This window comes from Enterococcus sp. DIV0800 (assembly GCF_050559735.1).
In the GTDB taxonomy this organism is placed as follows: Bacteria; Bacillota; Bacilli; order Lactobacillales; family Enterococcaceae; genus Enterococcus_A; species Enterococcus_A devriesei.
Window position 1 is genome coordinate 70,610 of the sequence record NZ_CP187899.1, and the last position, 13,242, is coordinate 83,851.

Annotated in this window: 9 protein-coding genes and 1 pseudogene; 5 read left to right on the plus strand and 5 right to left on the minus strand. The window is 39.5% G+C overall.

What is annotated here, in order from left to right:
- Positions 1–54: 54 nt before the first annotated feature.
- A complete protein-coding gene (locus tag IGI54_RS12295) occupies positions 55–2,019 on the plus strand; it encodes a glycoside hydrolase family 127 protein (RefSeq protein WP_430621788.1) in 1,965 nt (654 codons plus the stop codon).
- A gap of 74 nt (positions 2,020–2,093) precedes the next feature.
- Here the strand turns inward: IGI54_RS12295 and IGI54_RS12300 are convergent, their stop codons facing one another.
- Genes IGI54_RS12300 through IGI54_RS12310 form a run of 3 tightly spaced genes read right to left on the minus strand, consistent with a single transcriptional unit; the run spans position 2,094 to position 6,042 of the window.
- Positions 2,094–3,629 carry a response regulator gene (locus IGI54_RS12300; RefSeq protein WP_430621789.1) on the minus strand — a complete coding sequence of 512 codons (1,536 nt, stop codon included), beginning with the start codon at positions 3,627–3,629 and terminating at the stop codon, positions 2,094–2,096.
- Complete coding sequence (locus IGI54_RS12305) at positions 3,622–5,067, minus strand: sensor histidine kinase (protein WP_430621790.1); 1,446 nt, start codon at positions 5,065–5,067, stop codon at positions 3,622–3,624. The genes IGI54_RS12300 and IGI54_RS12305 overlap by 8 nt, the downstream gene beginning before the upstream one ends.
- Positions 5,068–5,076: 9 nt before the next feature.
- Entirely contained in the window at positions 5,077–6,042 is a 966-nt protein-coding gene (locus tag IGI54_RS12310; protein ID WP_430621791.1) for an ABC transporter substrate-binding protein, read from the minus strand.
- 221 nt (positions 6,043–6,263) lie between these two features.
- On the opposite strand from IGI54_RS12310, the gene chvE reads away from it, so the two are divergent.
- The 4 genes from chvE to IGI54_RS12330 all read left to right on the plus strand — a co-directional run bounded on the left by chvE (position 6,264) and on the right by IGI54_RS12330 (position 10,509).
- Positions 6,264–7,352 carry a multiple monosaccharide ABC transporter substrate-binding protein gene (gene chvE / locus IGI54_RS12315; protein WP_216430243.1) on the plus strand — a complete coding sequence of 363 codons (1,089 nt, stop codon included), beginning with the start codon at positions 6,264–6,266 and terminating at the stop codon, positions 7,350–7,352.
- Between the two features lie 73 nt (positions 7,353–7,425).
- Positions 7,426–8,958, plus strand: coding sequence for a multiple monosaccharide ABC transporter ATP-binding protein (mmsA, locus tag IGI54_RS12320; protein ID WP_216430241.1), 1,533 nt, complete (start codon positions 7,426–7,428; stop codon positions 8,956–8,958).
- Positions 8,958–10,163: a multiple monosaccharide ABC transporter permease gene (mmsB, locus tag IGI54_RS12325; protein ID WP_216430239.1), complete on the plus strand. Its 1,206-nt coding sequence runs from the start codon at positions 8,958–8,960 to the stop codon at positions 10,161–10,163. Before mmsA ends, mmsB begins: the two co-directional genes overlap by 1 nt.
- A 16-nt stretch (positions 10,164–10,179) precedes the next feature.
- Entirely contained in the window at positions 10,180–10,509 is a 330-nt protein-coding gene (locus IGI54_RS12330) for a PTS sugar transporter subunit IIB (RefSeq protein ID WP_430621792.1), read from the plus strand.
- A gap of 312 nt (positions 10,510–10,821) precedes the next feature.
- Here the strand turns inward: IGI54_RS12330 and IGI54_RS12335 are convergent, their stop codons facing one another.
- Both IGI54_RS12335 and IGI54_RS12340 read right to left on the minus strand, forming a co-directional pair.
- Positions 10,822–11,793: a glycoside hydrolase family 43 protein gene (locus IGI54_RS12335; protein WP_430621793.1), complete on the minus strand. Its 972-nt coding sequence runs from the start codon at positions 11,791–11,793 to the stop codon at positions 10,822–10,824.
- A 32-nt stretch (positions 11,794–11,825) separates the two neighbouring features.
- A pseudogene (locus IGI54_RS12340) lies at positions 11,826–13,085 on the minus strand (oligosaccharide MFS transporter).
- Between the last annotated feature and the right edge of the window lie 157 nt (positions 13,086–13,242).

The following is a 13,242-nucleotide window of genomic DNA, read 5'->3' on the forward strand; positions in this document are numbered from 1 at the left end:
TCTGGAAGGATTATATTTTTTATACAAGCAAAAATGCTGGAAAGGATGGATGACATGATTACTAGAGAAAAAAATCGCTTAAAAAAGATTGAGATCACTTCTCCGTTTTGGAAACAATATCGTGAGTTGATCGTAGACGAAGTTTTGCCTTACCAATGGGAAGTGATGAATGATTCGGCGGATATCAATATCACTCATGAGCCGGGAGGCAATGATGAACATCAGGAGCACAGTCACGCAATTCAAAACCTTGAGATCGCCGCAGGACTCAAAAAAGGGAGGCATAATGGCTATACCTTCCAAGATACGGATGTGTACAAATGGCTAGAAGCGGCGGCGTATTCATTACGTTATCAGCCAAATGAAGAACTGCAGACAATCACGGATCGCTTGATTGATTTGATTGAAGAAGCGCAGGAAGAAGACGGCTATCTCGTGACGTTCTTTCAGATCGAAGCACCTGAACGGAAATTTGCCCGTTTGAAGCAATCCCACGAGCTGTATACGATGGGGCACTATATGGAAGCAGCGGTAGCTTATTATGACGTTACACAAAATCAAAAAGCCTTGAGCATCGCGATCAAAATGGCGGATTGTTTAGTGGAACATTTCGGACCTGGAGCCGATCAAATCCCCGGCTATGACGGCCATCCTGAGATCGAATTGGCATTAGCGCGTCTATATGAAGTGACGGAGAAGCAGGCGTATTTGACGTTAGCAGAATTCTTTATTAATGAACGGGGACAGGATGACTTCTTCGATCGACAAATTCAAAAGGACGGCTTTGAACGTGATTTGATCGATGGCATGCGGAATTTTCCACTTTCGTATTATCAAGCAGCTGAACCGGTGCGGGAGCAAGCGACAGCCGAAGGCCATGCGGTTCGCGTTGTCTATCTATGTACCGGCATGGCGCAAGTAGCGCGATTGACGGGAGACAAAAGCTTATTAGCAACCTGCCAACGCTTTTGGAATAATATCGTCAAACAGAAAATGTATATCACTGGTGGAATCGGTTCGACCAATATTGGCGAAGCCTTCACCGGCAATTACGATCTGCCCAATGACACGATGTACGGTGAAACATGCGCCTCAGTTGGAATGGCCTTCTTCGCTCAAGAGATGCTGAAGCTTGAAACAAAAGGAGAGTACGGTGATGTGCTGGAAAAAGAATTGTTTAACGGCATTATCAGCGGTATTTCACTAGATGGGACTCACTTTTTCTATGTGAACCCTTTGCAAGCGGACCAAAAAATTTCAAGTCATAACCCTAGTCGTGAACATGTGCTGAATAAACGAGCGGAATGGTTTGGCTGCGCCTGCTGCCCAAGTAACGTCGCCCGTTTGATCGCCTCTGTTGATCGTTATATTTATACAGTGAAGGACGAAACGATTCTTTCACATCAGTTTATTTCAAATATGGCGACCTTTGAAAATGGTATCACGATCCAGCAAACAAGCAATTACCCGTGGGAAGGAATGGTTTCTTACACCATTGAAAATAATTCCGCCGAAGCGCAACAAATCGGTATCCGAATTCCAGAATGGTCTCAGAAAAAAGCCCAGCTGCTAATCGATGGTGTGGAAAAAAGACTGCAAGTAATCGACGGCTTTGTTTATCTAGAGATTCCAACAGGAACAACGACACTACAACTAACTTTAGATATGTCAGTCAAAAAATACCAAGCCAACGAAAAAGTCGTTTATAATTTCGGCAAAGTCGCAATTCAACGAGGGCCACTGGTGTATTGTGTAGAAGAAACCGATCAAACGACGGATATCTGGAAATATACCTTAACGAAAGAAGGGCAATTCCGCTATGCATTTGAAGCTGATTTGTTAGGCGGAGTCGGTGCGATCTATGCAGATGCTCAGCTTCCTGAAACAGCACATACAGACGCACTGTATCAAGAATATCGCACGCCCCAGTTCAAAGAGACACAAGTCAAGCTGATCCCTTATTACGCTTGGGCCAATCGAACATCAGAAAACATGGAAGTCTGGATCAACCAGCAATAGATCAAGTATAAACCAACAAGCAGCACCCGCTAGATAGTTTGCGAGTGCTGCTTGTTGGTTTTTTAAGGTAGAAATCAGTTTTTGTGGATTTTACGGTATTCTTTTGGTGCGATCGTTTCCTTACGTTTAAATATATAACTGAAATAATTAGGATCGTTATAACCAATTTCAGCTGCAATCGCTGATAGCTTCCAGTCAGTCTCTTTCAGCAAGCGCTTTGCTTCTCGCAACCGCTGTTCTGTTAGATATTCAATAAAGGTTTTTCCAAAGGCTTGTGAAAAGATCGTACTAAAATGAGAATTACTGAGGTTTACATGGGCGGCCACTTCGCTTAATGATAACTCGGCATTTGCGTAGTGTTGCTGGATAAAGTTAAGGGATTCCTCCAATAATTCACGGTATTGTATCATTGTTTCATTGATCACAGTTTCTTTCAAAAACGTCAGTAATTGATAAAAATAATTGCGTGATAAGGCTAGATCGGAAATAATCGCAGGAATATTTGCCGGCGTAGCAAGATTGAACTTGGTTTGAGTATGTTGATTCTTTTCCTGAGCCAATTGGTTTAGTTCATTGATTAGAAGTAGGCGATAGAGCAAAGGGCTATCACTTTTTTCAGTTTGTTCAATTAATCCTTCCGTGAATTTGGAGATTTTTGTTTTAGATAGGTGTTCGATCTTTTCCCGCAACTTAAAAGTTTGTTCAAATTCAGCGAATTGTTGATCAAAGTTTTGGTAGTGCAAGATTGGATGCTCTGTTTGAATGTTGGAATACTCCAACATATTATTCGCAGTGACATAACTTTTTTGAATATCACTGATCCGTTCCACCGGATGTCCAATAGCAATCACCAGCTTCGATTCCTTCGTTGTCAGAATCGAGTACAAGTCAGTCGCTGTTTGATCTGCTTTTTTTAATAGATCCTGTGGACTTGATTCAAAAAGTAATAATTTGATGAACCGTGACGAGAGGCAAGAAAAAAGAATTGCTGCATCTTGTTGGAAGCTGTCTGCCAGCTTGTCTCGGAAACGTTTATAATCAGCAAAATTTTTATTTTCATGATTAGCGATCAACATGACGATAAACTGTTTACCGGCGATCTGACGGTTCAAACGTCGGGCCTCTTCAATCGCTTCGGCGGTAGCAATTTGATTTTCAAATAAAGTATTTAAAAATAGATTTTTTTGTACATCTAATGAATAGGAGTCATCAAAGGTGGGCTGATTCTTCAGTTCTAGCTTGCTAATCACATTTTTTAAACTATCTTCCAGTTCATTAAATTTGATTGGTTTTAACAAATATTCAGCTACTTGCAGATGGATGGCTGCTTTCGCATAGTCAAATTCATCAAAACCACTGATAAAAATGATTTGAATATCCGGAAGAACTTTTTTGACTTCTTGCGAAAGTTCGATTCCATTCATGAAGGGCATGCGAATATCTGTCAGTAAAATATCTGGTTGTTCTTTTAAGATCATCGCTAGAGCAACTTCACCGTCACTAGCTTCACCAGCTAATTCTAAAGGTAGCTGCTTGGTTAATTGGAGAAGATTTCGCTTCAATGATTCACGAATCAAGTGTTCGTCTTCAACAATAAAAACTTTATACATATTCGGGGTTCCCTTCTAAAGTGGTTGGAATAATAATATGGACGGTTGTTCCTATTTCAGGAATGCTGGTAATCTCAATCTTAGCTTTTTTACCGTAATAAAGCAGAAGTCGTTTGTTCACATTGAATAGGCCGTAGCCTTCATGAAAATCGGTGTCTAGTCCGTCTTTCAACTCGGCATTTATTTCTGCTAATTTGTCGGGTAAGATGCCTTTTCCATTATCGATCACGAAGAAGTGAAGGTAATCTTCTTCATCTAAGTACGCTTGTAGAATAATCTTGCCTTCTCGTCTAACTAATTTTGTGCCATGATAAATGGCGTTTTCAATAATTGGTTGCAAAATCATTTTTAACATATAAAACTTTTCTATCTTCTGTTCGATCTCAATCGAGTAGGTGAGAGCATCTCCGTAGCGAATTTGTAAAATGACTAAGTAATCTGTTATGTGTTTTATTTCTTTTTCTACTGGAACCCAATCTTGACCTTGACTCAATGAGATCCGGAAAAAATCAGAAAGGGCGTAGGTCATTTCTTTGACTTTTTCGACGTCTCCTAGTTCTGCCAAGACTAAAATCGCATCGAGGCTATTGTAGATAAAATGAGGTGTGATCTGAGCTTGCAATACCCGAACTTCACTTTGTGCCAAGGTGTATTGTTTTAAGGCATTTTCTTCTAAAAGAACGACCAAATTATCCGCCATCTCATTGATACTTTTCGTGAGTTTTCGCAACTCATTATCTGGCAGCTGTTTGATTCGATAGTTGAGCTTTCCCTCAGAAAGAGCATCCGCCATTTGAATCAGTTCTTCCATCGGTTCCTGAATCTGAGAAGTCATCCGCTGATTGGTATTCCGAGTAAACCAGATGACGATACCAATTATGAATACCTCTATGACAGACAAAACGATGATTGCTTGTCGAACTTCTCTGCTATTGTTCGCGGCAGATTCGATTTCAACATTCACAAAATCTAAAAGGATTTCATGTACGAGCTTGGTGGCGGATTGGACATGAGTCATTAACGCTTGATTCTCATCGAAGGGCGCATTATTTTCGATATTCACCATGATCTTAGCTAAATAGCCATCCACATTATCAAGTGAGCGCAGTACGATATTGAGTGTGGCTCGTTCTTGAGCATTCTGGGTATTTTGTTTGATTCTACTAATTTTCTTTTTAATTTTATGAACATTGTTACTTTGTTTATATTCCTTTGGAGTAATTTGTCCATAGGTCAATCCCCAAGCTTCTTCCATAATCGTTTCTTCGACATTTTTAGCAATCTGATTGGCCTCCGAAATATTCTGTACGCTTTTTTCATAAGCAAACAAATAGCGTGTATAAATCAAAACACTGATTAGTAACGGAACAATTGCCAAGGCTAACATCAGCCAACTAACGCGTTTTAGGAGGGACTTGATGCTTGCTTGTTTTTTCATGGGTTCCTCCTAATAATTTCTTGGTGGGATAGTTTCAAGGTCATTTTGGTCTGAAAAGACGGTATCGGAAACGTAAATATCTTCAGGGATTGTCGCTTTTTCAAAATAGCGCTTGACAGTAGTCGCTACCAGATTTCCCATGAAAGGATTGCATTCCACCACGCAGTTAACTTGACCACTTTTTAATAGATCGATCATTTCTTTTTGGGCATCAATACTGACAATCACGAATTTATTTTCGATTTGATGATCCTTCAGAGCATCTAAAGCTCCCAAGGTCATTTCATCATTATGAGAAAAAAGGACATCGATGTCATTAAGCTGTCCTTCATCAATCGCTTTAGAGAACGCCTCTTTGGCCTTTAAACGAATAAAATCTCCGGTAATCGATTGCGTGATTTTTATTCTTGGATCACGTCCAACCGTTTCCGCAAAACCGTCATGCCGTAGACGAGTAGGTGAGGTATGTTCAGAGCCTTTTATTTCAAAAACGTTGATTGTATCTTGTTCTTTTTTCTGGTAATGGTTTGTTACATAGAGCCCCGCACGTCCGCCTTGAGCTTTAAAGCTAGAACCAATGTGAGTCAGATAAAGATCTTTTCTGTTCGTAGCGATGTTTCGATCGACGATAATTACCGGGATCTTTGCTTGCTTAGCTTCCTCTAGGATTGACTCCCAGCCATTTTCTTCGATTGGGGAGAGGACGATCAGATCCACTTGATAAGCGATGAAAGTCATCACATCCTGCATCTGCTGTTTTGGATCAGAAAAGCTATTGCGATACATTACTTGATAATTTTTTTTCTTTAATTCCTGATTGATCGATTTATTTTGTGCTTTGCGCCAATTGCTCTCGGTTCCCGCCTGAGAAAAGCCAATCGTGAGTTCTTGTTGCTTTTCCGCTGGATTGGATTTTCCACAGCCAGCGGTTAGAAAACAAATGATTACAAATAAAATAATAATTCTTTTTTTCAAAAGGTCACCTCTTTACTTCTATTATATAGCGCTTCCAGCTTAAATTTTATCATGGATGTCAATTCCGAAAAAAATCCAAGGTATGTCGAAAAAAATCCAAGAACTTAAATAAATAACTAAAATCTCAACGTTAATTCTAAGAAAGATAAAAATAATTTCAATGTAAGCGCTATCTGACAAATGTAAACTAGGCTTATCAAATAAGTTTTGGAGGGAAAATCATGAAGTTAGGATTCAAGAAACTAGTCGTTGCAGGAATGGCCGTGTTAACTCTTTCAACTTTAGCAGCATGCGGGAAAGGCAGTGCATCGGGAGGAGACAAAGGATATGTTGGTGTATCGATGCCGACAAAGTCAGCGGAGCGCTGGATCGCTGATGGAAATAATATTGTGAAGCAATTAGAGAAAAAAGGATATAAAACAGATTTGCAATATGGTGAAGATAAGGTAGAAAACCAAGTGGCGCAAATTGAAAATATGATTACTAAAGGGGTGGATACTTTAGTTATCGCTTCGATTGATGGTTCAGCTTTGACAGATGTACTAGAAAAAGCTCACCAACAAGATATTAAAGTGATTGCTTATGATCGCTTATTGATGAATTCGAAATATGTAGATTATTATGCGACCTTTGACAATTTTGGTGTTGGTGTCTTACAAGCTTCCTATATTGAAGATAAGTTAGGTTTGAAGGATGGTGAAGGTCCTTTTAATATCGAATTGTTTGGCGGCTCACCAGATGATAATAATGCCTTAATTAATTATAACGGGGTAATGTCTGTCTTTAAACCTTATTTTGACAGCAAGCAGTTGAACGTTCCATCTGGTCAGACGAAATTCAATCAGATAGCCACGTTACGCTGGGATGGTTCAACGGCGCAATCTCGAATGGATAATCTATTGAGCGCGAATTATACCGATAAAAAATTAGACGCTGTCTTATCACCTTATGACCCAATCAGCTTAGGAATCATTTCTTCATTGAAGGGTGTTGGCTATGGATCAAGTGATAAACCATTACCGGTTATTACGGGACAAGATGCGACTGTTGCTGGCGTTAAATCAATTATTGCTGGCGATCAAACTGAAACGATCTTTAAAGACACACGTGTATTAGCTGATAATACCGTAGAAATGATTGAAGCCATCCATGATGACAAGAAAGTACCAGTTAATGACAAAGAAACTTATGACAATGGCGAAAAAATCGTACCAACTTATTTAGCAAAACCTGTCTCAGTCGATAAAGAAAATTACAAACAGGAATTGATTGATACGAAATATTACACAGAAAAAGATTTGAATGAATAGTTAAGTGAGGAGAGAGAAAGGTATCGATTCGTTGATACTTTTCTCATCCATTCTAGTAAGGAAGTGAATGAATGTGGCTGACAATATTTTAGAAATGAAAAATATTATTAAAGAATTCTCTGGTGTTCGCGCTTTAGATGATGTAAATTTGCAAATTAAACGAGGAGAGATTCATGCACTTTGTGGCGAAAACGGCGCAGGTAAATCAACGTTGATGAATGTTCTAAGTGGGCTTTATCCCTATGGTACATATGCAGGAGATATTGTTTATGACGATGAAGTTTGTCATTTTAAAGGATTACGGGATAGTGAAGAAAAAGGCATCGTTATTATTCATCAAGAATTGGCGTTGAGTCCTTATCTTTCGATTAAAGAGAATATTTTTTTAGGCAACGAACAGACCAACCACGGTATTATTGATTGGAATTTGACAGAACGTAAAACGGAGAATTTATTAAAAACAGTGGGCTTGAAAATCGATCCCAACACTCAAGTATCGCAGATTGGCGTCGGACATCAGCAATTGGTAGAAATCGCGAAGGCTTTCTCGAAAAATGTTCGCTTGTTGATTTTGGATGAACCAACTGCTGCATTGAACGAAGAAGAAAGTGCAAATCTTTTAGAGTTAATCAAAGAGTTCAGTAATCAAGGTGTCACCTCAATCATAATTTCTCATAAGTTAAATGAGATTGTGGATGTCGCTGATCGAATCACGATTTTACGAGATGGACAGACGATTGAGACACTAGAAAACGAAGATATCAATGAGGAACGGATCATTAAAGGAATGGTAGGTCGTGATTTGACCAATCGTTATCCTGACCGTCATCCGAATATCGGGGAAGTTTTCTTTGAAGTCAAGGACTGGACGGTCCATCATTCTATTGATACGTCACGTGTGATGAATGATCAGATCAATTTTAACATTCGTCGCGGTGAGATCGTGGGCATTGCCGGCTTGATGGGAGCGGGCAGAACAGAATTTGCCATGAGTGTCTTTGGAAAGTCTTATGGAACCAATATCAGTGGGCAGATTTATAAGGAAGGTAAGGAAATTCAGATCAAGGATGTCTCCCAGGCAATTCAACACGGTTTAGCTTATGTTTCGGAAGATCGGAAAGCGTTGGGGTTGAATTTGTTGATGGATATTCGTGAAAATACGACGATCGCCAGTTTAAATAAAATCAGTAAAAGTGGTGTCTTAGATAAAGAAAAAGAAGTGACTGAAGCAGAAGAGTATCGCAAAAAAATGCGAACGAAGGCAAACAATGTATTTCAAAATGTTGGTAGTCTAAGTGGCGGGAATCAGCAAAAGGTCGTGTTAGCGAAATGGTTAATGACCGAGCCCGATGTTTTATTTCTAGATGAACCAACACGGGGAATCGATGTGGGCGCGAAATATGAAATCTATACAATTATCGAAGAAATGGCGGCACAAGGAAAGTGTGTTTGTATCATTTCATCAGAATTACCAGAGATCATTGGGATGTGTGACCGGATCTATACCATGAATGAAGGGAAAATGACGGGTGAGATCATGCATGCGGATGCCAATCAAGAAACACTAATGAACTTAATGACAATGGAAGAGGAGGCTGTATCCTAATGGAAAATACCTCAAAGGAAAGCAGAGAAAAGAATTCGATCAATATCAAAGAAAAAGTTTTAGATATTTTTAGCAAGTACAGTATGGTGATCATTTTGATCGCGTTGTTGATTGCCTTTCAATTAATGACCGGTGGAATCTTCTTACGGCCATTGAATATTACAAATATTGTATTGCAAAACAGTCATATTTTAGTATTAGCGGCGGGGATGTTGCTAGTAGTGTTGTTAGGATTTGTTGATCTGTCAGTCGGCTCAGTCATGGCTTTTGTCGGCGCAATTGCCGGTATGTTGATGGTAAACAATCACATGAGCCCATGGTTAGCTGTTCCGATTTGTTTATTGATGGGTGCCTTGATTGGTGCATGGCAAGGTTTTTGGGTAGCTTATGTTGGTATTCCGGCATTTATTGTGACGTTGGCCGGTTTGCTGATGTTTCGTGGCTTGACCCAAGTTGTTTTAGGAGGACAATCGTTAGCACCGTTTCCTCGCGTCTTCCAAAAAATTTCCACGGGTTATCTGCCTGAAGTATTAGTTTCTTCTTCAGGGATGCATCTGTTGACAATAGTTTTGGGAGTTGTGTTGGCGTTAGGTCTAGTTTTCTTCCAATGGAAAGCTAGAGAGAAACGCAAAAAAAATCTTTTCGAAGTACCTTCAATGAATGCGTTTATGTTTAAAGCAGCAGTGACTATAGTCATTGTTTTAGGTCTAAGCTATATTTTCGCCTCTTATCAAGGGTTTCCAATTATTTTGATTATCTTAGGTGTAATCGTTGGCGTCTATGGTTTCTTGACGAATAGTACAGTAGCAGGTCGGCAAATTTATGCGACCGGGGGTAATTTAAAAGCAGCCCAACTTTCTGGGATCAAAACGAAGAAGATTACTTTCTGGGTTTTCGTTAATATGGGTGTGATGGCAGCTCTAGCTGGGTTAATCTTAGCAGCTCGGTTAAATGCCGCAACGCCTCAAGCCGGAACGTCATTAGAGCTTGATGCAATGGCGTCGGTCTATTTTGGGGGTGCATCAACTTCTGGTGGGATTGGAACGATTACCGGTGCCATCGTCGGTGGTTTGGTAATGGGGGTCTTGAACAACGGCATGTCTATTCTCGGCGTCGGTGTCGATTGGCAGCAAGCGATCAAAGGCTTGATCTTGTTGTTAGCAGTTGTGCTTGATATTTATAATAAGAAACGCAAAATTTCTTAGAAGGGTTGAATGAAAAATGGCGCAAGATGAAAAAAGAATCTTACTTATTTGTACAGCAGGAATCACTTCTGGATTGTTGGTAAAAAATATCCAAAATGCCGCTGATCAGCAAAATATTCCGATCCATGTGTATTCAGCACCGGCTATTGTTGCGGAACAAGCCATTCAAAATCAAAAAATTGACGGTTTGATGATTGGACCGCAATCGGAATATGAAGTAAATCGTTTAAAAGACTTTTTAAATTACAAAGCCGTTGCCTACAAAATGATCAGAAAAGAAGATTACGAAACGCTAAACGGAGAAAAAGTATTAGAAGATATCCAGCAATATTTTCTTAAGGATTAATCCTTAACAGATACTCTTAGTTTTATTGGTTAGTGAAAGTCAGAATAGCTCAGCGTTTTTTGCTGGTGCTATCCTGACTTGTTTTAGAATTATCACGAAGACTAAGCTAGCTCGTCGTAGATAAGTTGTATCTAAGGAATAGTTTGTACTTAGGGAGGGGAGAGCTAAGTTTTTTTACTGAAGGCAAAGAACAGGAGTGAATTATTACCTAAGGTTTCTTACGAACTTGGTAACGGAGTCCACAAACAAGGTCTGGAACGTGAAATTGTTCCAGACCTTGTTTGTGTTTGAATTTAGCTGTAATGAGTTAACTTAAACCAGAGTAACGTTTCGATAAGGCATCGGTGTTCCAAAATCAGGAAAACCGTTTTTATCCCAATCAAATATCTGTGCATTGGCATGACGATTGGGATTATCCAACGGATCACCGACTTTATTCTTTTCGGGACGTGCATGGAAGATTAAAACATCTTCGGTGTCGTCTTCATTCCGCGTGAAGGAATTATGGCCGGGACCGAATTGCTTATTTTCTTCTGAGCTGGTAAAGACCGGTGTGGGGTTCTTGTGCCAAGAAAAACCATTTAATAAATCACTGTTCGCATCAGCCCAAAGCATTCCCATCGCGTAATTTTCATCTGTTGCGCTGCCGGAGTAAGTAATAAAGATTTTCCCATTGCGTTTGATGACGGCGGGGCCTTCATTTACCCAGAAACCAATCTTTTCCCAATCATATTCTGGAATTGTCAGTAAGGTTTGTTTGCCTTTTAGTGTCCACGGATTTTCCATTTCTGAAATATAGAGGTTTGAATTTCCTGGGATTCTAGGATCTAGCTGTGCCCAAACATAGTAAAGACATCCATTATGAGTAAAAGTCGTCGCGTCTAAGCTAAAGCTTTCAAATTGAGTTTTCACTTGTCCTCGTTCTACCCAAGTACCTTCTAAAGGATTGTCATTGCTATTTTCGATGACGAACATCCGATGGTGATGGCTCTGGTCTCTAATCTCACTGTGGTCACTAGCCGCGAAGTACACGTACCACTTATTATCAATAAAATGAATTTCTGGTGCCCAGATTAACTCACTTAAATTCCCTGTTTCATGAGCATGCCAGATCGTTACTTTTTCGGCCGTTTGAAGATCATTTAACGTTTTGGCACGACGCAATTCAATCGTTTGATACCCAGGGACAGAGCCCATGAAATAGTAATAGCCATCAGTGTGTTTATAGACCCATGGGTCCGCGCGTTCTAATACGATAGGATTGTTATAAAGTTGGTTTGTCATGATTTTTTTCTCCTTATGAATGAAAGATTTTTTTATTTTACAGGACTAGCTTGCTCTTTAAGAGCTTTTTCCGGCGCATCATTGGTCAAAAAGAAGACTCCGATTAACGTTACCGCAAAGACAAGCGCTCCTAAAAACAGATAAGTACTTTGGAAGCCGATTTTATCGTATAAGCTACCAGCTACAGTGGATAAGATAAAGACCGAAACTTGTTTGGCGAAACTAAAAGCTAAAATATAGACGGTCGCATATATTTTACGATCAAAGGTATTTGCCACATACTTCATGATAGAAACTAATAATAGCGGCATCTCAAGGCCAGCCAATAAGCGAAAGCCCATCAAAATTGCATAGTTTGGTGCGAGAGCGCTCATTAAAATGCGGATTGAAGTCAAAAAGCCGAACGCAATCAGGCCTTTTTTGGCACCAAGCTTATTAACGATATAAGGCATTGGGATCATCATTAGTAATTCCAAGCCAATTTGGGCTGAGGTCATATAGCCGAAAAAGATCGTTCCTTGATTTACACTAGTGAAAAAGCTTCGAAAATAAACGATAAATTGTTGATCAAAAACATCAAAGACCGCTGCAGCACCTACACAAAAGACGGCCAAAGCCCAAAAATTCTTGATTTTAAAAATTGAAAAAATCGTTTTTTTATCTAATTTTGTTTCTTCATCAGAATTGGTTTCTTTTTCTACTAGCTGTGCTTTATCCTCAGTATCAACTCTATCGAAGAAAACGATCAAGATGGTCAAAACGATAGCAGAGATAGAACAGGCCTAGAAGATCGCGTTAGGGTTCCAAATGAATAGGCGTCCGGCAATCAACGACGCACAGACTCCCGCTAAAGAACCACCCATCCGTGAGTGACCGTATTCAAAATGATTCAACCAACTCGCCCGTTCTACGTATTGTTCGATCACACCAACACCGCCATTTAAAACAAAACTTAGATATAAGCCAGTCAAAACTACTGCTAAGTAAGTGTTTACATTCAATAATGGTAAAAAGAGCCATTGAAAGAAAGGACCGATAAAAATAGCCGCAAAGGAAATGAGTACAATTAAGTTTTTCTTTAAACCTAAGCGGTCAGAAATGACACCAAAGAATGGTTGAAATAAAAGTGAGATCCCAGCCATTAGCGAGAAGATCACACCGGCTTCCGCTCCGCTTAATTTAGCGACCTGTTGCAGCCAGAGTGTCATGTAACCAAAAATTACTGCCCAAATAAAGAAATAAGAAAAGTGCGTGCCAGCGAAACTCCAGAAATCCTTAGAAACATCCATCATTTCATTACTTTTTTTCTTCAAAGTAAAAACTCCCTTAATGTTTTTGTTAATCGTCTAGAACAATTATTTATTATAGTAAGCGCTTTTCAAGACTGTATCCACATAGTAGCGTGAATATTTGGACAAGTCAATAAGGTATTTGTTAACTTTTTAGAAT